Source organism: Halopseudomonas sp. 4NH20-0008, from assembly GCF_057548395.1.
This window is the reverse complement of the sequence record NZ_BAAJMD010000006.1, coordinates 179,657-203,231: the sequence shown is the minus strand read 5'-3', so window position 1 is coordinate 203,231 and position 23,575 is coordinate 179,657. Positions and strand designations below refer to the sequence as shown.

Below are 23,575 nucleotides of genomic sequence, written 5' to 3'. Positions count from 1 at the left end.
ATGAAGCCTGTACTCGGTGCGCTGACGGTGGTCGTAATTGGCAGCCTGAGCGGTTGTGGATATATCTTCGGCGATAGTGGTTACTTCCGCGATCGGGGTTCTGATTATCAGCAGTCAGTGATCGAGCCGCGCATGGCTGTCCCGCAGGAGATTGAGAGCAAGCCGCTGGGTGATCTGTTGCCGGTACCCGGTCAGGTAGCGGTGGTCGATGAGCCGGGCAAGTTCGAAGTGCCGCGTCCTCAGACCCTGTCCATCGCTGCCAGTGGCGTCGAGTTTTCCTTGCAGCAGAATGGTGCAGTCCGCTGGGTTCAGGCGCAACGCTCACAAGCCGAAACCTGGCCTCAGGTACGCCAGTTTTTTGCCGATTATCAGGTTCCGGTAGTCAGCGAATCACCTAGCCTGGGTGAATTGCAGACAGGTTGGCTAGCCTTTGATGATCAGTCCGATAATCCCCTGTTGCGGCGGATTCTGCCTGCGGTTGGACAGGGACGACGCGTGGATGGACAGGAACAGCGTTTTCGTGTTCGCGTAGAACCTGGCGTGCAGTCTGGTAGCAGTGAGATTTTTGTCCTGCATATGGATCGCAGCAAGGGTGGCAGCCGGACGGATTGGCCCGACAGCTCGGATAACGCCAATCTTGAACGTGCAGTACTGGCGGAAATGGAGAGCTACCTCAGCCTCAGCCGCACCGGTGACAGCGCCTCGCTGGTGGCTCAGCGTATCAGCTCGGCGCAACGTGCAACGCTGGGTGTGGATGGCGCCGGTAATCCGTTGTTGAATGTGCCTGCTGATTTCAACCGCGCCTGGACGGCGGTTGGTCAGGCGCTGGCGGATGCTGACATTCTGGTCACTGACTTGAATCGCAGTGCGGGTGTGTACTATGTCGATCTGGCGCAAAGTGCCCAGGAGAGTCAGGAAAAGCCTGGCTTCTTCTCACGACTCTTTGGTCGCGACGAGACGGAAGCTGACGAGCAGCAGCGTCTGCAGGTTCGTCTGACGGCCTTTGGTGACGCAGTGCAGGTAACGGTACAGAAAGATATTGATACCGCTGCCGGGGCAGCTGAGGCGCGTGGTCTGCTCGAACGGATCAGAGCCAGTCTGGATTGAGCAAGGCGCTTCAGTGTATGCGCTATTGCTCGCTGGGTAGTGGCAGTCGTGGTAATGCCACAGTCGTTGAGTACGGCACAACGCGGCTGTTGATTGACTGTGGTTTCAGCCTCAAGGCTACTGAGCAGCGTTTGGCAATAGCCGGACTGAGCCCCCGGCAACTGACGGCGATTCTGGTCACCCACGAACATGCAGACCATGTGCAGGGGGTCGAGCGTCTGGCAAGGCGTTACCAATTGCCGGTCTTCATGACAGCCGGGACCCGGCGCGCCATGGGCAGTGTTGATCTGGCCTTTGAACGGATCGAACTGGATAGCCCTTTGCGCATCGGTGAACTTGATGTTTTGCCTGTGGCGGTGCCACATGATGCCAATGAGCCCTGTCAGTTTGTTTTTGATAGTGGTCAGCAGCGCTTTGGCATCCTCACCGACACGGGTGCCATTACGCCCTGGATTGTCGAGTCCTATGGCGAGCTGGACGGTCTTTTTCTCGAGGCCAACTATGATCCCGAGATGCTCGCCAATGGACCTTACCCGCCTTCTCTGCGCGCGCGGGTAGGTGGGGATTTGGGTCACTTGAGCAATCAGCAGTCCGCCGCTCTGCTGGAAAAGCTGGACCTGACTCGCTTGCGGCATGTGGCTATAGCTCATATCAGTGAGAAGAACAATCGACCGGATCTGGCCCTGGGTGCACTCCAGCAAGTCATGAGCGGTTGGCACGGCGAGCTGCTGCTGGCCGAACAGAATCAAGGGTTGCCCTGGCAGATCATTGCCGGACCAGACGACCTGACAGATCATCACCCTATTGCCCAGAGCGGGAGCCGATAATGGAAAAACGTACTGAACTTTACCGTGGCAAGGCCAAATCGGTCTTTACCACCGACGATCCAGATCGCCTGGTCCTGCTGTTTCGCAATGATACTTCGGCCTTTGACGGCAAGAAGATCGAGCAGCTGGAACGCAAGGGTATGGTCAATAACCGCTTCAATGCGTTCATCATGCAAAAGCTAGAAGAAGCTGGCATTCCCACCCAGTTCGACAGTCTCTTGTCGGACACCGAATGCCTGGTCAAGAAGCTGGATATGGTTCCGGTCGAGTGCGTAGTGCGCAACTATGCTGCCGGCAGCCTGGTCAAGCGTCTGGGTGTGGAGGAGGGCATGGCCCTGGTGCCGCCGACCTTTGAACTCTTCCTGAAAGACGACGCCAAGGGCGACCCCTTTATCAATGCCTCGCACGTCGTCACCTTCGGTTGGGCAACGGCCGAACAACTGGCGCGCATGCAGGAGCTGACCCTTCAGGTCAACACTATCCTCAAGCAACTGTTTGACCAGGCTGGCCTGCTGCTGGTGGATTTCAAACTGGAATTCGGCCTGTTCAAAGGCGAGATCGTACTGGGCGACGAATTCAGCCCGGACGGCTGCCGCCTGTGGGACAAGGAAACGCGCAAGAAAATGGACAAGGACCGTTTCCGTCAAGGCCTGGGTGGTGTTATCGAGGCTTACGAAGAAGTCGCCCAGCGCCTCGGTGTACCCCTCAGTTAAAGCCTTCCGCAGCCATAGCTGAACTGCTATGATGCGCGCCGACTTAGGAGAGTTGCCGGAGTGGTCGAACGGGACGGATTCGAAATCCGTTGTACGGGCAACCGTACCCAGGGTTCGAATCCCTGACTCTCCGCCACTATTACCACTAAGGCCCTGATTATTCAGGGCTTTTTTGTTTGCTTTGTCGGAAGTAGACACTTTGTTAGACAATTTGTCTCGTCGCTATATCTCAGTTCTCGGTGCTTTGTGGCAGATTAGTCAAATCCACAAGCATGTATACGTCATTCTAAATACTTAATCACGGTGCGCATTCCGCAGCGCATGGTGCGCAGTGCGCATTTCTTACTAACCCATAATCATGCATTATTCGTTGTTTATGCCTATCAGTATGCCAATACCGCCTCACTATAAAATGGGTCGATTGCAGACCTTCCTTTGATATAAAATCAAAATCTAGAGTTAGCGCCTGGGCAATAACTTCTAGCAACGGCAATAGCACCACTAAGTCGGTCTATAGAGGTGCGAGCAGGAAAGTAAAGTCTGTTTTTTGGAAGCAAATAGTTTATCAGTAAATAGCTAGAGTTCAGGAAATAGCTCGGACTATCGTTTAGGCTATCGTTTATGTATTCAATGCAGTCTTGTATGCACGAAAAGCGGATCACGGAGTTGTTGTCCACAATCGCAGCCGAATTCCAGATAACGTTATTCCAATTAATAATTAATGTTTGTCCAGAAGAACTACTCTCTAATGACGTGCAATCGGAATTGACAAGGAGTCCACTAAGTTGTGAGTCGCCATGAATTATGAAGTGGATCGCTTCATATAGTTCTTCCGAGGCGGGATTAGCTGAAAATTCACTTTCGCGTGCGTCCTGAATCTCTTTTATTCTCTTTTCCTCAGATTCGCGCTCAGCTTTGGCAATTGCCTGCTGTTGCGCTTCTTTTATTCTTCTTAGTTCATTTGTAGCTTCCCTACTACCCCCTTGCGCAGCCCTTTGGTACCAACTAGCAGCCACGATATCATCTTGCACAACACCTTTACCGTTCAGATTCATGCAACCAAGAAGGAATTGCGCGCTGGAATCGTCTTGATCAGCCGCTTTACGGAGCCAGTTAGCAGCAACTATTTCATTTTTTGGTACGCCTTTACCGACCAAATACAATAATCCGAGATGTAACTGGGCGGTGACACTACCCTGCCCAGCAATTTTTTGTAACCAGCCGGCAAATTCTTCATTCTCTTGCTGTAACGTTTCGTGGTTAACCGCATGTTGAGTTTGGTGACCTCTTGTGTATCTCTCAATGCCTCTTTCACCCCTGATTTCATAGGTTTCAGTTATAGCTAGTGTTGGTAGTTCTGATTGTTGGCTATCGCCTGCTTCACAGTATAGTGGTGTGTTTAAATTACTCAGTTTAAGATAAAGCTGTGCCTCTGCATTGCCCTGCTGCGTAGCCTTGGTGAACCAGTAATGAGCCATTCTGGGATCTCGTTGTAAACCTTTACCTTTGCCGTCTAAAAAAAACAATCCGAGTTGGATCTGAGCCTCGATGTGTCCTTGTGTAGCAGCAGATTCCAAATACATTGCCGAGACTGAGCTATCTTGCTGAATACCTTCACCATTTGCGTATTGTAATGCTTTAGCATAATGTGCAGCGCCGCCATCTGGTAATGCGCACCCAGAAATTATACAACTGATTAAAATAATTAGAGAAAGTAAATTTGCTCTTATCATGTGCGCTATTCCTTGTTTTTAGATTCTTCTGTCAGTAATTTCAGCTGAGTTTTAGGATAGGTCTGAAGTAGCAGGTATCTCAATATTTTTTTGCTTTAGTTCGAAGATAATCATCTCGCTAACGATTTTACCGGCCTAGTCACGTTTTGAGGTCGTTTAGCCACATTTCGGCCCGTCAGGCCGCTTTACCGGCAATTCCTTCGGTATTTCACGGGCTCAATAGCTGTCTTCTCACTAGCCACAGGTTAGCATTCTGTGTCTGCAGGAGACAACAAATCTCGGTTGCAATGGATTCGATAGCTGTCCACTCGGAGGGGTAGTCCTTGAAGTTCTACAGTATATGCGCACAGCACGTTCGCGGACTTCAGGGGATTAGCTATTGGATTTAGTGTCAATGGTCATTAATTTTACCCACTTGAGGGTGGGTCAGATTAATTGGCCATTAACATTTAGTAATGCCTTATTCTCTCAATAGTTGAAGCCTGCACCAAACCCGGTGTGATTCAGTATTTAAAAAAGAAAAATGCCGCTTAGAAGAGTTAGAATTTAGGCGAATACTCGATTTTATTGCTCGATGACTTTAAATGCGTCTAGAGCATTTCAGCTTCGAAGAATTTTTGACAGTTTTCCCTCCAGCGATGAAAGATAATATGCACTCTTGGGCTGGACTGTAAAACTTCAAGAATGATAAAGTGCGCAGTCGATTCTTGTTGATCCATAGGATACTTGCTTGGCTTGCAATTGAGTGAAAATGCTACAGAGTTAGTTTAGTTGTCAGGCAGTGTAAGCATGTCGTATTGACTCAGCATGCAAAAAATGGCTGAGTAGTAAATGCTTGTGGCCTAATTCTTCCTGATCATAATTAATGATGCACTGTGTTTTGTATAAGTTGGTTGTTTCTAGCAGCAACTGCTCTGCTATAAATTTGGTTTAAGGACTTGGCATGAAAAAAATTTTGACCGAAAAAGAACGACTCCAGTTAATTTATGAGGCAGTGCTGTATTGCAGAAAAGTGAAGGCTCTTAATATGCCGCCAAGATGTTACACAAAAGCTTTAAGAGAGCCAATATTCTTTTTGTGGGAGTCTTGGGGACAGAAAAAACACAAAGTCCCAAAATATAGATCTGTGAAAAGTTTAGACAAGAGACTCGGAGATAAGGGCTTAGTATACGATCATGCCGTCCCTTTCAGATATCTTCAAAGCATACTTATTGAGGGTTGTATTTCTGAAGAAAATGGATTTAGCCAACTTAAAGATTTGCTCTGTAAGTATACGACTCCTGTGTTGATTACTAGTGATGAAGACATGGTATTAATCAAATTAGGCCTCAGAAGCAAGATTCCAAATTACCTTGTTAGTTTGGATGAAATTGATATCTTTGCTCGATATAAGGCGGCATCAATAGAGCTAACTGAAAATTTCGGTTGACATCTATATGGCTTAAAATAGTGCTATAAATGGTAAAATGATGAAGTCTATGTTCGATATCGACACATGAGACAGATTAGCTTCGTTATTGTGCAATACGCCGGTAAACTAAAGATGGTTCACCGTGAGCCATTGCTGATCTAAATAGACCAGGTAGTTACTTGGACAGTTACTAGCGCTGACAAGCAGTGACTTGGTGAAATAGCTATCAGAATTATTTTGCATGTTTAGGTCAGAATCCCCACCAGCTATGTTTGAATCACACCGGGTTTTATGGAGGCCATTTCGTTTAAGTCAGGCAGCCATGGCCTGACCGGTGTGTCGCTGGTAGAAGTTTGCCTCAGCTTCTGCCGGCGGTATATATCCAATCGAGCTCAGTAGCCGCTGGTGGTTGTACCAGTGAACCCACTTCAAGGTGGCGATTTCGACGGCTTCGCGGCTCCGCCAGGACTGCCGGTAAATCAATTCCGCTTTGTACAATCCATTGATGGTTTCCGCCAAGGCGTTGTCGTAGCTGTCTCCTTTGCTACCAACAGAGGGTTCTATTCCAGCCTCAGCGAGACGCTCCGTATAACGAATAGAGACGTACTGACTCCCCCTGTCGCTATGGTGGATCAGACCGTCCGTTTGGCCTAGCTGCCGGGAGTAGAGTGCTTGCTCCAGGGCATCGAGCACGAAGTCCGTTTTCATGCTGTTGCTCACACGCCAGCCGACGATGCGTCGTGCGAAGACATCGATAACGAAGGCTACATACAGCCAACCTTGCCACGTTGAAACGTATGTAAAGTCTGAAGCCCAAAGCTGATTGGGACGGTCAGCATTGAACTGGCGCTGAACCTTGTCGAGAGGACAAGCGGCGTTGCCATCAGGCACCGTGGTACGAACTACCTGGCCACGCCGAACACCCTGTAACCCCAAGTGGCGCATCAGTCGCGCAACCGTACAACGGGCAACGTGCACCTTGTCGCGCCTGAGTTGCTTCTAGACCTTCACGACGCCATAGCAGCGCATGTTGTCCTCCCATACACGCTTGATGTCCTCACACAGCAACTCATCCTGTTGGGAGCGAGTGCTTCGCCGTTCAGGCTGTCGGGCACGCGCTGCATGCAGGTAGTAACCGGACGGAGCGATCTGCACCACGCGGCAGATCGACTTGACCCCGTAACGGTCACGGTACTCGTCAACGAAGGCGTTCAGGGTTTGTTGCGGCGCCGGATGGCCTGCCCGTCGGGCTCCGCCTGGGCAAAATAAGCACTGGCCAGGCGGAGGATCTCGTTCGCTTTACGCAGCTCACGATTCTCGCGCTCCAGGGCCTTGATACGGTCCCGCTCCTCAGTTGTCTGACCGGGTCGCTGGCCGTTGTCGGTCTGGTGTTTGCGCACCCAGACATGCAGTGTCTGCGGGACACAACCAATCTTGGGTGCAATGGATTCGATGGCTGCCCATTCAGATGGATAGTCTTTCAGGTTCTCCAGAACCATACGGACAGCACGTTCACGGACTTCAGGGGAGTAGCTGTTAGATTTCTTCATGCCTCATTCTCTCAAGAGTTGAGGCCTCCACGAAGCCCGGTGTGATTCAGACCGCCATCTACTGAAAAAATATTAGAGTGAGACATTCCTATCAAAATGGTTTTCTATTGCTAAAAGCCGTCAATACTAACGCTTATAGCATCGACCTTAACGAAACAACCATCAAATACGTTTCCCCATAAAACAGCTGAAGTCACTCGACCTTCGACTATCACGCGATCAGCCTTTTTTAAACCAGCTGGAACTGTAGCGTTTGCATTAGAAACGTTCATGCCCAAATGAATTTGATCACAGTTTCTGCATCCAAAAGATGTTTCACCGCTCAAACCATCGAATTCAATTGATCTTGAGGTCGCATATAAACTTACACGAACAACTCTGCCTTCTAACTCCTCAGCTACTTTTACTCTTCCGGTCCAAAGGTTGTGTGAAGATTCACACAGTAATTTTAAGTCAACAACTGAATTACTGGATTCAGTAGATTCATCAGATTCATCATCATAAATTGAACGCTGTATTAATGTGTTTGACAGCTGCTCATTCAAGATCTCAGACATCCTAGAATCTTGTTGGACAAACCGTCCACTTGCGTACATAAATGCAAGACGGTCCTGTGCATAAGGATCACCCTGCTCAGCCAAGGGCGCTAATATCTCATAGGCCAGTTTATAGTCGTTGTTTTCAAATGCAGCAAGACCTGCATCCAAGTCTGCATAGCAAAAACTTGCTATCGAAGATAGAACGAAGGCTGTAAAAAGAGATCGTAGTCGCATGTATCACCATAAAAATATGTTATAAAGTTATTGATAGTAGATTACATTCTGCACGTGCACCACCTTTAGGAAATCGCTAATCAGTGCAGATTGGATTAATAGCAGCATCTAAAAACTGAATTCTTACTACAACTAACCAGTTAATGCACATTACCGGCAGCTGACTCAGAGCAAACGTTACCAGATTGAATCCGGATTGGCATCAGGCGGGGCCCTATCGGGCATTGCCAAACAGATTTGCGTCCATACATCGACAGTCAGTTGGGAGGTTAGGCGGAATAGTCCTGGAGACCGCTACAAGGCGGAGCAAGCTGGAGACCGATTCGATCATCTGCGCACTAATGCGCGCAAGTATTGTAAACCCAGTGCATTGCTTAACCAGCGGCTACCTGTCTGGCTGGGTATGGATTATAGCCCAGAGCAAATAGCCACCCGTCTTCGGTTTGAATGCTCCGATCATGTGGTCAGCTATGAATGGATTTACCGTTTTATCGATACTGATAAACGCCACGCGGTGAGCTTTACCTGTGTCTGCGACAGCGCCGCAGGCTCTACCGTAAGCACTACGGACCCATGACAGGCGGGATCAGCTTCGAAATCGGGTATCTATCAGCTAGCGTCCTTCCGAGGCATCAAGCCGTGAACGGATCGGCGACTGGGAAGGCGACATTGTGCATGGCAAGGGCGGTAACTTGGTCACGTTGGTGTGTCGAAAAAGTGGTTATCTCAGTGCCTATCCGGTTAAACACAGAATGCTCCAAGTGACGCGGGCCCTTATTCTTCAGCTGAAAGGACACCAGGCGCATACGCTTACGCTGGACACCAGCAAGGAGTTTGCGGGGCACGAACAGATAGCCTTGAAGAGCGGCTTAGCGTTTACTTTCCCGACCCATATGCGTCCTGGCAGCGCGGCACCAACGAGAACACCAATGGTTTGTTGCTGCAATACTTTTCCAAGGGAAGCGACTTCAGCACGATGCCGTGGAATCGGTAAGTAAGGTCGCAGCGAAGATCAATCTAAACCAACTAAAACGCCTGGGATGGAATATGCCGTACGAAGTTTATTCAGGGGTGAGCGTTGCACTTATGTGTTGCACTTGGTCCCAGAGACCGCCCGCTATATAGGGTTGGTTTTATTGCCACAGAAAGCTGAGTGCGACATACCGACAACCCCGGCTAACCGGTTGAACCTTGTGCAACAATGATCCCGAGAACACCAGTGCAGCGCCGGCTGGCGGACGATAGCGGTCGTCACTGAATTCCGGGAAAACCAGTTCGCCACCTTCGTAATCGTCATTCAGGTTGAGGCTAAGGGCAAAGTATCTGTGCCGTGTTTCTGGGCTGATATTGTCCCGGTGTGCGGCAAAGTGTCCGGCTTGATCAGCTGGATAGGCCACGATCTTGAAACCTTCAGTGCGGGTGGGCAGATAATGAAAGCTGCGGGCCATGGGCGGCAACACGCGCTGCTGAAGGGCGTGATTCAGCGCTGTGATAAGGGCTTTATCCTGCAGGCTGTGATCGAGTCTTGATTTGTACTTCGGATCCGGCATCAGCACCTGTTCAGCCCCTTGTCGCCGTGGCATGCCGCTGGGTGAGTGATTCTGCTGCCAGCACCTCAGTAAAGCCTGAGCAATGTCCGTGCTGATTACCCCAGGGATCATCAATGCTGGAGCAGCCTCGCTGAGTAGTTGGCTATCTCGGCGCTTAGGGAGGCGGTCTATCTCAGTCACAAGCTCGGCCTGGCCGGGGGCTTGCAGGGTGGTTACCAGTCGCAGGTCCGGTCCCAGGACCAAGGCTAACAAGTCTGGTTGCTCATGGCCGCTCAGGCGCAGACAAAGTGATGCAGCATTTTCCAGAACAGGCCATGCCGGTTTGTCGCCGTGGCGCTCACTGCCCAAGACCACAACCAGATTGAAGGTATCAGTGGGATGCAGATGAGCCACCGCCGCGATGTTCTTAGCGAGCAGGAGGACGGTAGCCTTGCCGCAGCAGGACTCATAGAAAAAGCGACTGACACCGTTCTCGCTTGGCAGAAGAAAATCGGGCAGTGCGTCTCCAGGTTGCAGGGTTAAGGGCATGGCAGTTCATCGGGTATGGACAGTCGATTCACCATAAGCCATGCATATTTCAATTCAGTGTTCCGCTTTTTAATAACTCATCGCGATTACTGGCAATTTCTCATGTCATAAAAAATCAGTGCTTTGGTAGTGAAACGCTTATCAAAGCTTCATTTTGTCGCCGCCGACTTGTCATAACCGCTTTTCATCATAGCTGGGTTGATAACAAACCCTGATGAGGAAAGACGCATGACCACAGATATGAACAAGGTGCTGGTAGTTGATCATGGCGAAGGCGACGAGCCGCAGGTCAATTACTCACTGAACCCGACCTTTGCCGCCGTTTTGCAGGCTCGACTGGCTCGTCGCGATGTGCTCAAGGGCACAGTCGGCGCTGCTGCTTTGGGTTTGCTGGGCACCAGTCTGACTGGTTGTATCAGCAGTGGCGGTGGTTCGGGCAGCAATGACAATGGGGGTACACCTGCTCCTGCGCTACTGGGTTTCGAAGCGGTAGCGGCCAGCGAAGCCGATACCATCGTTGTGCCAGAAGGCTACAGCTTTCAGGTGCTGGCCCCCTGGGGCACGCCAATCATTGGTGGTCTGGCGGCGCAAAGCCTGACTGAGTCGACCGGTGCTGACCAGGCATTCCAGGTCGGCAGTCACCACGATGGCATGCATTTTTTCCCGATTGAGGGTCAGGATCCCTATCAGGGCAGCTCGGATGACGGCTTGCTGGTGATCAACCATGAGTATGTCGAGCCGCGCTTTATGCATGCCGATTCAGTGGGCCAGCCGTTGAATTCAGGTGGAGTGCGTATCTACACCGACGAGCTTGAAAACCGCTTCCGTGACACCGATGAAGTGTTGAAGGAAATGAACGCCCATGGCATCAGCATCTTCCGTATTCGCAAGGACCTGGACAACCAGTGGGCCATTCAGGCTGATGCACTGAACCGCCGTATTACCGCGCTGACCCCCATGGAAATTCAGGGTCCGGTTCGTGGTACCGACTTTGTTCGTACCCTCTACAGCCCGACCGGTACCATGACACGCGGCACCCTGAATAACTGCGGCCACGGTGTGACACCCTGGAATACCTACATGTTCTCCGAGGAGAACTGGGCCGGTTACTTCCGTAATGGCGGCAATGCTAATCCCCGTGAGCATTCACGCTATGGGGTCAACTCCAGCCCGACTGGCACCGGTCGTTATGCCTGGGAGTTGGCACAAAGCGGCGAGGATCAGTACATCCGTTTTGATGCCAGCATCAAGGGCGCCAACGCCACTGAAGACTATCGTAACGAGCCGCTGTGCTTTGGCTGGATGGTCGAGGTTGATCCGTTCGATCCCGAGGATGTGCCGAAGAAACGCACTGCCATGGGCCGCTTCGCCCATGAGGGCGTGATCTTTGCGCCGGCGGTCGAAGGGCGCTCAGTGGTGTGTTATTCGGGTGATGATTCCACCTTCCAGTACATTTACAAATTCGTTACTGCTCAGTCATTTAATGCTGCCACCGCTAACGGCAGCCTGCTGGATAACGGCATTCTGTATGTTGCTCGCTTCAACGAAGACGGCACGGGTGACTGGCTGCCGCTGGTCTATGGCCAGAATGGTCTGACCGATGCCAATGGTTTCAGCAATCAGGCGGATGTACTGGTCAATACCCGTCTGGCCGCTGATACCGTCGGTGCCACGCCGATGGATCGCCCGGAGTGGGGTGCGGTTGATCCGAATAACGGTGATGTGTACTTCACGTTGACCAATAACAGCGGTCGTAACGACGGCAATATTGATGCGGCGAACCCGCGGGTGACCAACCGTCATGGCCAGATTGTACGCTGGACGGAGGAAAACGCTGACCATACATCGCTACGCTTCGAGTGGGAATTGTTCCTGCTGGGTGGTGACGGAGGTGAAGAAGGTCAGAGCAACCTGATCGGCCGCGATCTCAACGGTGATGTGCTGACGCCTGAGGCCTACATGAGTTCGCCGGACGGTCTGTGGATTGACTACGACAGCCGGGTCTGGATCCAGACCGATATCGGTGAGGGCAGTCAGAACACCGGTGTCTACCAGATCATGGGCAACAACTGCATGTTTGCAGCGGATCCGGTCAGTGGTGAGATTCGTCGCTTCCTGACCGGCCCGGTTGGCCAGGAAATCACCGGCTGCATCAGCACGCCGGATCAGCGCACCCTGTTTATCAACGTGCAGCATCCTGGCGCCACCACCACATCAACTGAGTGGTCGGAGGGCACAGTACGTAGCCGCTTCCCGGATTACAACGACAGTATTTCGCCACGCTCGTGCACTGTTGTCATCACCAAGGACGACGGCGGCATTATAGGTAGCTGATGCGCCACGGGCTGGCTGTGCCTCGCATGGTCAGCCCAGGTTTTAACTTTATCCAGAGACGCCGATTGGCGGCCATTTGAACGAGGATTGAATTATGGGTATTGGCGGCGTAAGTATTGGCTCGCTGTTGATCGTATTGGTGATTGTCATGTTGCTGTTTGGCACCAAGCGCTTGCGCAGTATTGGTGGTGATCTGGGCAGTGCCTTGAGCGGCTTCAAAAAGGCAGTCAAGGACGGCGAGGATAGTCGTGAGGCTTTGAACCTTGAGGCGGGGGCGGTGCAGGTATCGCCATCAAATCCTAACAGCGAACGCAGCGCTTCCTGACAGGGGGTGGCAGCATGTTTGACAGCGGCATGATGGAGTGGCTGGTGATTGTCATGGTGGCGCTGCTGGTATTGGGCCCGCAGCGCTGTATGACCTTGCTGAAAATGCTCGGTTTGATGCTGGGCAAGGCCAAGGCGGCCTTTGCTGATGTGCAGCGGCAAGTCACGGAAGAACTGCCCAATGATGAGCTGCAGGCGCTGGATCAGAAGGTCAAGCGTTTGCGAACCACCAATATTCGGCGCAGGGCGTTGGAGTTGGTGGAGCTGGATGGTGAAAAAAAACAGGCCTGACACGCTGGTACGTGGCAGGCCTGTAATCCGAAAGCAACTAGCTTTGTGTGGTTTTAGGGCGTTGGGCAGGTACCAATAAATGGAGAGATTGATTGCCGTGTGGTTGTTTGCGGGAACCCATCAACCGTGAACTCACACCCAAACAGAGGGTCGGCCATAGCCACGGGGTCCAGCAGATCGTCACCGGCGGGCACAATATTGTTCTGTTCCCATTGCAACATGGCATCCAGGGTGTTGGTGAACTCATCAATGGAGAAGTCACAATGTCCCGGAGCGCGGACTGCACGTTGAACCAGATTGTCGCCCCAACCATTGGATTCCATGCGCTGGCGATAAATTTGTTGCATTCTGATGGGGACGAACAAGTCACCAAGGGTATGAATCGTTACGACCGGAATATCGGCGTACAGATCGCCATCAACCTTGGGTATCAGGCGCAATCCATCGTTGCGTAACGGGTTAGCTCGTCTTTCAGGTTCGGCTTGAACAATAATATTGTTAAATTGCTGCTCAGTCGATGAGAGGGGTTCTCCCGGGGAGGTTTCAAATCGATAGACAATGTCTCTGGTATCGACAACCGATCTGTCCAATATGCCGGTCACTGTTCCATCAGCACCCGCAAAACTTTGCAGCAAGTCTTGGAATCCACCAAAAGCTACTTGGTAAACTGGACGCGGACCACCGCTCAGATTTTGTAACGTATTAAGAAACTGCAGACCGGCTGGAAAGGTGAGTCCATCCGCTCTCGGATTGGCGGCATAATCGGTCCAAATGGCTGCTTGTGCGTCTGTTAGTTTAGCCGCAGCATCAGCTTCAGATATCGGAAAGCTATCAGCACCGACACCGGCAATTTCAAAAAGAGACAGTGTGTAGCCAGCAAAGTAATCAAAGAGGGCAGTATCGCCCATGACGCCGCACATTGGGGCTGCACCAGCGTATGGTACAAAATTGTTGGCTGTTTGCTGGGTTTCGCGCTCAATGGCTGCGCCGGCAACATGGCCGCCCATGGAAACACCAGTGATGTAGTATTTGCTCGGCTCGTTCAGAATGCGACCGTTTTCAGCGGCGATATCAGTAAATGCCAGAGCTAGCGCGTTGGTATCTTCAACACCAGTCCGAACATCATAGAAGTTGGAACTGTAAGATGAAGCGGCCCATGCGTAACCGTTATCAATCAGATATTGCCGCATTGGGGGGCTGTCAACTGTCAGCTCTGAGCCTTCACCGCGAAAACCGTGGGTATACATAACCAGCATGCCATTCCAGTTTTCGGGTACTTCAACACGATAACCGGCACCGCCGAGCACCCCAGTCCAGCGGCTGGTGTTCTCATAAACGGGAACTGCAGCCAGAGGCTCGAACGGCAGTTGAGCTTCATTGACCACAAAGAATCCATCGTCAATCCTTTCAAGCTGCGGTGTTGATCTGTCGGCGGCGCTACCGCCACCACCGCCACCACCACTCAAACAACCACCCAAGGCAACGGCGCTGATCACAAGGCCGAGATAAGCTGACTTCTTTAATACGTGCATTGTTCTTCTCCTGACGGCAAGGCCAAAAATTGTTGTTATGTTGATGCGGTGTTAATGCTGGCAATGCTGGCACTAGTAAAGCCTGTAAGCTGTCTCACGGCAAGACAGCAGTTTGTAACTGGACATGGTTTTCAGTCGAATGGATAGAGCCCCATCAATAGTTATGATCACTGTGTCGGAAATCTAACCCTTTTGGGTGATGCTGGTGACCAGTTAAACCTGTCTGTTTTGTCTTTTCTGCCTGAGGGGGACGGATTAACCCGTTCAGGGGGTTGTCGGGGGATGGCAATTTCGTGACAATCGATTCGCCTGCAACCCTTGTTTCAGACCTATAACAATAATTTTGCAAAGAAAGGTCATTAGTATTGCTGCCGATGATCTGGCCCCTTGAAAGGCCCTTGTCTTTGCTCTGGAGAACGCATGCCCCTGGATGCCCGCTTGTCAATTGATCCTCTGCTCAAGCTGCTGACGCTGGTGTTGGTGATGTTGTCTGCTGTACTACTTGGGCGGCTGACCTGGGCTATTGTCGAGCCTGACAGCGTGCTCCCGCCCATATTAGTCGGAGGCGTTGACAGCTCAAGCGCGACCCCTTCAGGTGCCCAGCGCGGCTATCTCGAGATTGCCTCCCTTTCGGTGTTCGGTGCTGCTGCGCAAAGCGGTACGGCGGTGGTCAACGCCCCTGATACCTCCTTGAGCTGGGTGCTCAAGGGCGTGTTGTCAGACCCTGACCCGCAGCGCAGCGCCGCCATTCTCGCGCCTCAGGGCCAGCCGGAGCGTGCCTATCGTGTGGGTGCCAGCCTGCCGGGTAACGTGAGACTCGAGCAGGTTTTGTCTGATCGGGTCATTCTGGCTCGTGATGGCAAACTTGAAACCCTGCGTTTGCAGCGCACACAGCCTGGGCCTGCTCGATCGCCATCCAGGCGCACGGCCAATTTACCCCCCGTCGATTCCAATCTGAGTCTGGCCGAGGATGGCGGCGTTGCCCGTATTGATCGCGAGGCATGGATGTCGGACCCCGAGCGCTTCATGGATGTGATCAGCGCCAGTCCGGTTTTGGTTGACGGCGCCATGTACGGTATCGAGGTGAGCCCGTCGCGCAATGCCCGAGAGTTTGAGGCTGCCGGTTTGCAGCCTGGTGATGTGGTGATTGCCGTCGAAGGCACGCCAGTAGCAGAAATCAATGACTACCGTGACATCCTTCAGGAGCTGACCGGGGACACTGTGACCCTGCTGCTTGAAAGAGGCGGTGAGCCCCTGTCTATAACGATAACGATGGATTGAGACACGATGCTGATGTTGTCCAAGATGACCCGCCGTACCCTGCCCTTGATGCTGGGCCTGAGCCTTCTCAGTACTGCTGTGCAGGCGCAAACTGCCGTGTTCTCCGTTGGTGACCCGGATGAGGAGTTGGTGCTCAATCTGCGTGATGCTGAAATTAACGGGCTGATCGAAATCGTCAGTCAGGAGACGGGCATCAATTTCATCGTTGATCCCAGGGTAAGAGGGCAGGTCAATGTGGTGTCAGGCCAACCTATTCGCCGGGGTGAACTCTACGACCTGTTTCTTGGTGTGCTCAAGTCCTATGGTTTTGCCGCAGTCACCAGCCCGGACGGGGTAGTGCGTATTCTTCCGGACGTTCAAGCCAAGGAAAACGAGATTGCGCCGCTGGATGAAGGCAGCCGGTCAGATGACATCATCACCCATGTCATCGGTGTCCGTTATGTCAATGCCGGACAACTGGTGCGTATCCTGCGTCCGTTGATGCCCAAGAGTGCCCATCTGGCTGCGGCTGTGGAGTCCAATACGCTGCTGATTTCCGATACCGCTGCAAACGTGCGCCGGATCCAAGGTCTGATACAGCAAATTGATACCGAATCGATGGAAGATTTCGAGATCATCTCCCTTGAGCATGCTTCAGCTGTTGATGTGGTGCGCATGGTTCAAACCCTTGATGCGCCGATTCCCGGCGAGGACTTCACCAAGCGCGCGCGGGTGATTGCCGATGACCGGACCAATACCGTGATTCTGCGTGGTGATCCGGAAAACCGTCTGGCCTTGCGCGGCATTATCCAGCGTCTGGATACGCCAGCGGATGACGGCGCAACCCAGGTGCATTACCTGCGTTATGCCAAGGCCGAAGACGTTGCAGAAGTGCTGCGCGGGATTGCCGAAGGGTTGGAGCAGGAGCAAGCCCCGACTCAGCAGAGTGCCGATGGCGGCATGGGTAGCAGCCAGTACGGAACCCAAACCAGCAGCATTCGAATTCAGGCACATGAGAGCACCAATTCGGTGGTTATCTATGGCCCCGCCGAGCTGTCCCGTGAAATGGCTTCGATTATTCGGCAGTTGGATATTCGCCGTGCTCAGGTCCTGGTCGAGGCGGTCATCGCTGAAGTGTCCTATGACCGCGCCAAGGAGCTGGGTGTGCAGTGGGGCGTGGGTAACGAAAGTGCTGGTGTCGGTATTATCAACTTCAATCGTGGTGGCAATGGCATCGTCAATCTGGCCTCCGGTGTTAACGCCTTCCTCGAAGGTACAGTGACGACACCGCCGTCGCTGGGCAATGGTCTGGCACTGGGTGGTCTGGCGAGCATTGGTAGTAGCCAGATTGCTTTGCTGATCAACGCGCTGCAAAGCGACAGCTCCAGTAATATTCTTTCTACACCCTCGCTGATGACGCTGGACAATGAAGAGGCCGAGATTGTCGTCGGTCAAAACGTCCCCTTTATCTCCGGACGTTCGGTTGAGGCCTCGGGTCAGGCTTTCGACACCATTCAGCGCGAGGACGTGGGTATCAAATTGCGGATCAAACCGCAAATTAACGAAGGTAACGCCGTGCGCCTGGAAATCGAGCAGGAAGTCTCGCAGATCGCCCAGGGCGTGACCGGTGCAGCTGACCTGATCACCAATACCCGTAGTCTGAAGACCCACGTCATGGTCGATGATAATGAACTGATCGTACTCGGCGGTTTGATTGATGATCAATTGGTCGAGACCCGGGACAAGGTCCCCGGTCTGGGTGACATTCCTGGCTTGGGTCGTTTGTTCCGCTACGACACGGCGCGCATGGAAAAGCGCAATCTGATGGTATTCCTGCGCCCGGTGATCATCCGTGACAGTGCTGTTGCCCAGGATCTGACCCATTCCAAATACAGCTATATCCGCGATCAGCAACTGCAGGAGCGCAACCGCGCCGGCAATCTGTTGCCGCGCAACGACACACCGGTTCTCCCCGACTGGAGTTATCTGATGTCACTACCGGCGCCCTTCGAGAATGCCATCATGGGTGGTGTTCCGGCACGTGCCGCATTGCCGGCACCACCCCCACCGGTGGCAGAATAAAGATGGGGTGCTGCCATGAGTGACGCAGAGCTGAGTGACATGCTGCCGGCTACAGAAGGCCCTCAGGCCGAAACCGGCTACCGTTTTGCCCGGCGCTTTGGCGTGCTGCCAGGTTCGGTGATTCAGGGTTTTCTGGATGTGTATGTGCGCTCTGACTGTGATCCGCAAGCCTTGATTGAGCTGCGGAGGCGATCCGAGCACCCGTTGAAACCCCATGTTCTGGATGATGATGCCTTTGCTGCACGGCTGCGTGATCGCTACGAGCGCTCAGCCAATGATGCCATGCAATTTGTCGAGGGCCTCAGCGAGGATGCCGATCTGATGTCGGTGGCCCAGTCCCTGGCTGAGCCTGAGGATTTGCTGGAGTCACAGGATGAAGCGCCGATCATCCGCCTGATCAACGCGCTGCTCTCCGAGGCGGTCAAGGAAAATGCCTCGGATATCCACATTGAACCCTTCGAAAACCGCCTGTCTATTCGCCTGCGGGTGGATGGCGTGTTGCGCGATATTCTCGAGCCGCCGCGCGCACTGGCGCCGGTCATCGTCTCGCGCATCAAGGTGATGGCCAAGCTGGATATTGCCGAGAAGCGGCTGCCCCAGGATGGCCGTATTGGTCTGCGCCTGGTAGGACGCGCAGTGGATGTGCGGGTCTCGACCTTGCCTTCCGGCCATGGTGAGCGGGTGGTATTGCGTTTGCTCGACAAGCAGGCTGGACGGCTTGAGTTGCGCCAGTTGGGCATGGGTGCGGATCACTACGAAGCCATGGAACGGGTCATCAGTCGTCCGCATGGGATTGTATTGGTAACCGGACCCACCGGCTCGGGCAAGACCACCACACTGTATTCGGCCTTGATGCAATTGAATGATCGCAGTCGCAATATTCTCACGGTAGAGGATCCGATCGAATACTACCTCGATGGCATTGGTCAGACACAAATCAACACCAAGGTCGACATGACCTTTGCTCGTGGTCTGCGGGCCATCCTGCGTCAGGATCCGGATGTGGTGATGGTCGGTGAAATTCGCGATGTCGAAACGGTACAGATTGCCATTCAGGCCAGCTTGACCGGCCACTTGGTGTTTTCCACCTTGCATACCAATACTGCCGTTGGTGCTATTACTCGATTACGTGACATGGGCGTGGAGCCCTTTCTTTTGTCCTCGACCCTGAACGGCGTGCTGGCCCAGCGACTGGTGCGGACGCTGTGCCCAACCTGTCGGCGCGCGCATCCGGCCTCAGCCAGCGAATGCCGATTGATGGGCGTGGATGCCGCAGAGACCCCGACCATTTATAGTCCGGTCGGTTGTGACGAGTGTAATAACCACGGTTACAAAGGCCGAACCGGTATTTATGAGCTGATTGAGGTGGATGATACCCTCCGAGGTCTGATCCATGACGGTGCCAGTGAGCAGGCTATGGTCCGGCATGCCCGTCTGGCACAAACCGGCATACGTCAGGATGGTATCCGGCGCGTGCTGGCGGGTCAGACCACCCTGGAAGAAGTGCTGCGCGTTACCAGGGAGGATTGATTTTGCCGGCATTCGAGTACGTTGCAGTCGATCAGGCCGGTCGCACCCGCAAGGGCGTCGAGGAGGGTGATTCTTCCCGTCAGGTCCGTGGGCGGCTAAGAGATCAGGGCTTGATGCCCATGTCAGTCAACCAGGTTGCCGAACGCAAGACCGTGATGCGCATGCCGGTCATGCAGCGCGGTATCAAGCCCCTTGAGCTGGCGCTGGCAACCCGGCAGATGGCGACGCTGGCAAGGGCCGGCATGCCGATTGAAGAAGTACTCGGTACGGTTGCCCGGCAAAGTGAAACCCAGAAGGTCAAATCCACCCTGTCAGCGGTGCGCACGCGTGTCATGGAAGGCTTGCCGCTGGCCCACGCGCTGGGTGAGTTTCCCTCGGTGTTTCCGGCGATCTACCGTACCACTCTGGCTGCAGGGGAGCAGGCCGGTCGTCTGGACCTGGTATTGGAGCGACTGGCTGACAATGTCGAGGCGCAGAATGCTATGCGCCAGAAGATCCAACTGGCGATGTTCTATCCAGCGATTCTGACGGTCATTGCCCTGCTTGTTACTGTGGCACTACTGACCTATGTGGTACCTGAGGTGGTGCAGGTGTTTGCTGGCATGAATCAGGAATTGCCCTGGTTGACCCGTGCGCTTATCGCAACCAGTGATGCGATGCGTAACTGGGGGCTTTTGATGCTGGTGGCGGGGGTTGTCGGTTTCATTGCGTTCAAGCAATTGCTCAAACGCCCCCAGGCCCGATACCGCTGGGACGCCTGGCTGTTGAAGGTGCCACTGTTGGGTCGACTGATTCGCGGCCTGAACACCGCGCGCTTTGCCCGAACGCTGAACATCCTGGCTGGTAGCGGCGTGCCTTTGCTGGATGCGTTGAACATGAGTGCCAGCGTGATCAGCAACGTGCCCATGCGTGATGCAGTAACCGATGCCGCCAAACGGGTGCGAGAGGGATCCGGGGTGGGGCATGCGTTGGAGCGCAGCGGCTATTTTCCACCGATGACATTGAGCCTGATTAAAAGTGGAGAGAGTAGCGGCACGCTCGATACCATGCTTGAGCGGGCAGCTGAAACCCAGGAGCGTGAACTCGAGGCCCGTATTGCCATTGTAATGGGGGTATTCGAGCCGCTGCTGATCCTGGCAATGGGGGGCGTGGTATTGATCATCGTACTGGCCATTCTGTTGCCGATCTTTGAACTCAATCAACTGGTTAACTGATGATGCACAAGACAAGTCATATGGCCCGAGCGGCCCAGCGTGGTTTCACTCTGATCGAGGTCATGGTGGTGGTGGTGATTCTGGGGATTCTGGCGGCTGTGGTCGTGCCCCGGGTCATGGATCGTCCGGATCAGGCGCGCACAACCAAGGCTCAGAACGATATTCGTGCGCTGGAAAGCGCGCTCAACCTCTACCGTCTGGATAATTTCGTTTATCCGAGTACCGAGCAGGGCCTGATTGCTCTGGTCGTTCGCCCGACAGGCTCGGATGCACCGCGTAATTACCGCAATGGTGGCTATATCGACCGCTTGCAGAAGGATCCATGGGGTAACGAATACCAGTACATGCGTCCCGGTCGAGACGGTCGGGAATATGATCTGTTCAGCCTTGGCGCGGATGCGCGCCCCGGTGGTGAAGGCGCGAACGCAGATATCGGCAACTGGAACGTTGATCGCGCCGAGGCTCGCTGAACATGCTGCGCCAGCACCCACGCCTCAGCTCCGGTTATGCAGGTTTTACTCTGATCGAGCTGCTGGTTGTGCTGGTATTGGTCGGCGTGGTTGCCAGTCTGGCAACCCTGGCAATAGGTGATGGCGCCGACCGGCAATTGCGTACCGAAACCCAACGGCTGGCCGGTGTGCTGCGACTAGCCCGGGACGAATCCCTTATTACCGGCAGTGCAGAGCGCGCGTTAGGCTTACGTCAGGACGCCTACAGTTTTCTGGAGTTGGTCGTGCTTGATGATTCAACCCGCGAGTGGCAGCCGTTGAATGATACCCAGCTGGGACCATGGCAGTTTGAACGGGACCTGATTGAAGTGGAATTGGAAATGGACGGTCAGCGCAGATCGCTGCCTCAGACACTGGGTTGGGAACCCCATATACGCCTTGGCAATACCGGTGAAATGACACCGGCCCTGATTACCCTGAAAGTCGTCGGCAAGCCCCTTCGACGCTATATCGAGATTGGTCTTGAAGGCCGCATCGAGGTGCTGGATGCCTTGCCGGAATAAGGGCTTCACCCTGTTGGAGGTGCTGGTAGCGCTGACTATTCTGGCGGTAGCGCTGGCAGCCCTGATCAAGGGTGGTTCGGATCACTCGCGCAATACGCTCTACCTGCAGGAGCGCACGCTGGCGCATTGGGCCGGGCAGAATCTGCTGGCCGAATACGAGGCGGGTATGCGCCCGCTGGCCGAAGGCAACCGCTCAGGTGACGTGACCATGGGGCCGTTTCGATACGGCTATCAGGTCAGTATCAGTGACTATACGCCTGAAGCACCGATTCCCTTGCCGGCGGTCAAGCGTATTGATATCCGTTTGTGGCTGGCTGAACAGGGTGAACAGCAACAGCGAGCATCTGTCGTCGGGTTTGCTCTGCCATGAAGCGAGCTCAAGGGGGGTTTACCCTGTTGGAGTTGCTGGTGGCGATGGCCGTGTTTGCCATGATGAGTGTCATGGCCTACAGCGGACTGCGTGCGGTCTTGACCGCCGATGAGGTGACCCAGCGACATGCACAGCGGTTGGCAGACTTGCAAGTCACCCTGAGTGTTCTGGAGCGTGACCTGGCCCAGGTTGTTGAGTTGGCGGTGCGTGATGAGTTCGGCGACCGTATGCCCTCGTTGCGTCTGCGGGCTGGTGGCGACGCCAAGCTGCTGGAACTGGTTCGTGCCGGTGCTGGCGGCGATCAGCGTCTGCGGCGCACCGCTTGGCTGATCACCGAGCAGGGCTTGCAGCGCCAGCTGTGGCCGGGCGTGGATATTGCGGACAGTGAAAGTGCCCGTGTACAGCCTTTTGGCACGCTGGTTGAAGCGGATGAAGCAATGGGGTTGGAAAGTGGCTTTGCCGTCATAGTGCGGCTGGAAGACGGTAGCCTTGATCGTCTCGATTCTTGGCCGCCGGTCAATACTGACGCGTTATCGGCGACCCTGCCTTTGGCTGTTGAAGTGACGCTGGAGTTGCCTGGTTACGGCGAAATACGACGTCTTATGGCGGTGGGGCTATGACGCCTTTCAGCCAGCAACGGGGGGTGGCGCTGATTACCGCGTTGCTGGTGGTTGCGTTGGCTGTGAGTGCGGCAGTGGCCATGGCCATGCGTGGGCAAGTGGATGTTCGGCGCACCAGTGCAGTATTTGAACGCGATTTCTCCAGACAGGTGTCCCTGGGGGGAGAAAAGATGGTGTTACAGCTGCTTGAACGCGTTGAAAGCCCGGAGGATTTGTTATGGGAAACCTGTCGTTCGCCGGTACTGCCGTTCACGGTGGACGGTGTGCGACTTCAGGCAACGCTCGATAACATGCAGTGTCGCTATAACCTGAATGCGTTGGCCGGCGCGGATGAGGCTGAACAGGGTTACTTTGCCCGCCTGGTTGATCGCGTTGGGGCTGAAAGCGGGGTAAGCATGCCAGCCGGTGCGCAATTGGCCGTGGCGGTAACCGACTGGATGAATCCCGAGACGGATGATCCGGTATACCGGCTGGATGAGCCGTCCCGTCTGGCGGGTAACCGCGAGATGTTGCTGGCCTCCGAGTTGAATTCGGTGGTGGGTATGAATACAGAAGCCTGGCAGGCCTTAGCGCCCTTTGTTACCGCCTATCCGGGGCCGTCGAGCCCGATTGATCTGGAGCGCAGCCCAGAGCTGATCAAGGAGGTCTTCGAAGGCCGGGCAGCGCCTGAGGAGGCGCCCTGGTTTATGCGTCTGGAGCTGGTAGCCGAGTTTGGCGAGCGGCGCTTTTATCAATGCTCGCTGTTGGATGCCCCCAACGGCAAAGTGGTCCTCAGAGAACAAACGGCCTGCGAGCCCTGACAATAACGGATTGA

The 23,575-nt window shown here is 53.9% G+C and carries 20 protein-coding genes, 1 tRNA gene, 2 pseudogenes and 1 other annotated feature; of the genes and pseudogenes, 18 read left to right on the top strand and 5 right to left on the bottom strand.

What is annotated here, in order from left to right:
• From bamC to AC27HQ_RS08325, 4 genes are all read left to right on the top strand, one after another.
• The gene (gene bamC, locus AC27HQ_RS08340; RefSeq protein WP_487155685.1) at positions 1–1,107 is read left to right on the top strand and encodes an NlpB/DapX family lipoprotein; all 1,107 of its coding nucleotides are present in this window, start codon (positions 1–3) and stop codon (positions 1,105–1,107) included.
• Positions 1,108–1,124: 17 nt separating this feature from the next.
• Positions 1,125–1,934, top strand: coding sequence for an MBL fold metallo-hydrolase (locus AC27HQ_RS08335; protein ID WP_487155684.1), 810 nt, complete (start codon positions 1,125–1,127; stop codon positions 1,932–1,934).
• Positions 1,934–2,647: a phosphoribosylaminoimidazolesuccinocarboxamide synthase gene (purC, locus tag AC27HQ_RS08330; RefSeq protein ID WP_487155683.1), complete on the top strand. Its 714-nt coding sequence runs from the start codon at positions 1,934–1,936 to the stop codon at positions 2,645–2,647. The genes AC27HQ_RS08335 and purC overlap by 1 nt, the downstream gene beginning before the upstream one ends.
• A 46-nt stretch (positions 2,648–2,693) precedes the next feature.
• A tRNA-Ser gene (locus AC27HQ_RS08325) sits at positions 2,694–2,783 on the top strand.
• Positions 2,784–3,093: 310 nt separating this feature from the next.
• Here the strand turns inward: AC27HQ_RS08325 and AC27HQ_RS08320 are convergent.
• Complete coding sequence (locus AC27HQ_RS08320) at positions 3,094–4,380, bottom strand: tetratricopeptide repeat protein (RefSeq protein ID WP_487155682.1); 1,287 nt, start codon at positions 4,378–4,380, stop codon at positions 3,094–3,096.
• A gap of 943 nt (positions 4,381–5,323) precedes the next feature.
• On the opposite strand from AC27HQ_RS08320, the gene AC27HQ_RS08315 reads away from it, so the two are divergent.
• Positions 5,324–5,809, top strand: coding sequence for a hypothetical protein (locus AC27HQ_RS08315; protein ID WP_487155681.1), 486 nt, complete (start codon positions 5,324–5,326; stop codon positions 5,807–5,809).
• Between the two features lie 294 nt (positions 5,810–6,103).
• Here the strand turns inward: AC27HQ_RS08315 and AC27HQ_RS08310 are convergent.
• Positions 6,104–7,341: pseudogene (locus AC27HQ_RS08310) on the bottom strand (IS3 family transposase).
• Positions 6,932–7,063, bottom strand: a sequence feature (AL1L pseudoknot). (Overlaps the previous pseudogene by 132 nt.)
• Before the next feature lie 110 nt (positions 7,342–7,451).
• Complete coding sequence (locus AC27HQ_RS08305; RefSeq protein WP_487155680.1) at positions 7,452–8,114, bottom strand: hypothetical protein; 663 nt, start codon at positions 8,112–8,114, stop codon at positions 7,452–7,454.
• A gap of 160 nt (positions 8,115–8,274) precedes the next feature.
• Between AC27HQ_RS08305 and AC27HQ_RS08300 the strand changes: the two are divergent.
• A pseudogene (locus tag AC27HQ_RS08300) lies at positions 8,275–9,239 on the top strand (IS30 family transposase).
• An 8-nt stretch (positions 9,240–9,247) separates the two neighbouring features.
• Here AC27HQ_RS08300 and AC27HQ_RS08295 read toward each other — a convergent pair.
• Positions 9,248–10,192 carry a 2OG-Fe(II) oxygenase gene (locus AC27HQ_RS08295; RefSeq protein ID WP_487155679.1) on the bottom strand — a complete coding sequence of 315 codons (945 nt, stop codon included), beginning with the start codon at positions 10,190–10,192 and terminating at the stop codon, positions 9,248–9,250.
• Between the two features lie 228 nt (positions 10,193–10,420).
• Between AC27HQ_RS08295 and AC27HQ_RS08290 the strand changes: the two genes are divergently transcribed.
• From AC27HQ_RS08290 to tatB, 3 genes are all read left to right on the top strand, one after another.
• Entirely contained in the window at positions 10,421–12,526 is a 2,106-nt protein-coding gene (locus AC27HQ_RS08290; RefSeq protein WP_487155678.1) for a PhoX family protein, read from the top strand.
• Positions 12,527–12,620: 94 nt separating this feature from the next.
• On the top strand, positions 12,621–12,851 hold the full coding sequence (gene tatA, locus AC27HQ_RS08285; RefSeq protein ID WP_487155677.1) for a twin-arginine translocase TatA/TatE family subunit: 231 nt from the start codon (positions 12,621–12,623) through the stop codon (positions 12,849–12,851).
• A 14-nt stretch (positions 12,852–12,865) separates the two neighbouring features.
• Entirely contained in the window at positions 12,866–13,141 is a 276-nt protein-coding gene (tatB, locus tag AC27HQ_RS08280) for a Sec-independent protein translocase protein TatB (RefSeq protein ID WP_487155676.1), read from the top strand.
• Between the two features lie 53 nt (positions 13,142–13,194).
• Here the strand turns inward: tatB and AC27HQ_RS08275 are convergent, their stop codons facing one another.
• Positions 13,195–14,673 (bottom strand): alpha/beta hydrolase, encoded by a 1,479-nt coding sequence (locus tag AC27HQ_RS08275; protein ID WP_487155675.1) that lies wholly within the window; start codon positions 14,671–14,673, stop codon positions 13,195–13,197.
• Positions 14,674–15,093: 420 nt separating this feature from the next.
• Here AC27HQ_RS08275 and gspC point away from each other — a divergent pair, with 420 nt between their 5' ends.
• Genes gspC through AC27HQ_RS08230 form a run of 9 tightly spaced genes read left to right on the top strand, consistent with a single transcriptional unit; the run spans position 15,094 to position 23,561 of the window.
• Positions 15,094–15,954 (top strand): type II secretion system protein GspC, encoded by an 861-nt coding sequence (gene gspC, locus AC27HQ_RS08270; RefSeq protein ID WP_487155674.1) that lies wholly within the window; start codon positions 15,094–15,096, stop codon positions 15,952–15,954.
• Positions 15,955–15,960: 6 nt separating this feature from the next.
• Positions 15,961–18,015, top strand: coding sequence for a type II secretion system secretin GspD (gene gspD, locus AC27HQ_RS08265; protein ID WP_487155673.1), 2,055 nt, complete (start codon positions 15,961–15,963; stop codon positions 18,013–18,015).
• Positions 18,016–18,030: 15 nt separating this feature from the next.
• On the top strand, positions 18,031–19,545 hold the full coding sequence (gene gspE, locus AC27HQ_RS08260) for a type II secretion system ATPase GspE (RefSeq protein ID WP_487155672.1): 1,515 nt from the start codon (positions 18,031–18,033) through the stop codon (positions 19,543–19,545).
• Between the two features lie 2 nt (positions 19,546–19,547).
• Positions 19,548–20,759 (top strand): type II secretion system inner membrane protein GspF, encoded by a 1,212-nt coding sequence (gene gspF, locus AC27HQ_RS08255; RefSeq protein WP_487155671.1) that lies wholly within the window; start codon positions 19,548–19,550, stop codon positions 20,757–20,759.
• Positions 20,760–20,761: 2 nt separating this feature from the next.
• A complete protein-coding gene (gspG, locus tag AC27HQ_RS08250) occupies positions 20,762–21,229 on the top strand; it encodes a type II secretion system major pseudopilin GspG (RefSeq protein WP_487155707.1) in 468 nt (155 codons plus the stop codon).
• Between the two features lie 2 nt (positions 21,230–21,231).
• Positions 21,232–21,771: a prepilin-type N-terminal cleavage/methylation domain-containing protein gene (locus AC27HQ_RS08245; protein WP_487155670.1), complete on the top strand. Its 540-nt coding sequence runs from the start codon at positions 21,232–21,234 to the stop codon at positions 21,769–21,771.
• Complete coding sequence (gspI, locus tag AC27HQ_RS08240) at positions 21,755–22,141, top strand: type II secretion system minor pseudopilin GspI (RefSeq protein WP_487155669.1); 387 nt, start codon at positions 21,755–21,757, stop codon at positions 22,139–22,141. Before AC27HQ_RS08245 ends, gspI begins: the two co-directional genes overlap by 17 nt.
• The gene (gspJ, locus tag AC27HQ_RS08235; RefSeq protein ID WP_487155668.1) at positions 22,138–22,761 is read left to right on the top strand and encodes a type II secretion system minor pseudopilin GspJ; all 624 of its coding nucleotides are present in this window, start codon (positions 22,138–22,140) and stop codon (positions 22,759–22,761) included. Before gspI ends, gspJ begins: the two co-directional genes overlap by 4 nt.
• Complete coding sequence (locus AC27HQ_RS08230; RefSeq protein WP_487155667.1) at positions 22,758–23,561, top strand: hypothetical protein; 804 nt, start codon at positions 22,758–22,760, stop codon at positions 23,559–23,561. The genes gspJ and AC27HQ_RS08230 overlap by 4 nt, the downstream gene beginning before the upstream one ends.
• Positions 23,562–23,575: the final 14 nt, after the last annotated feature.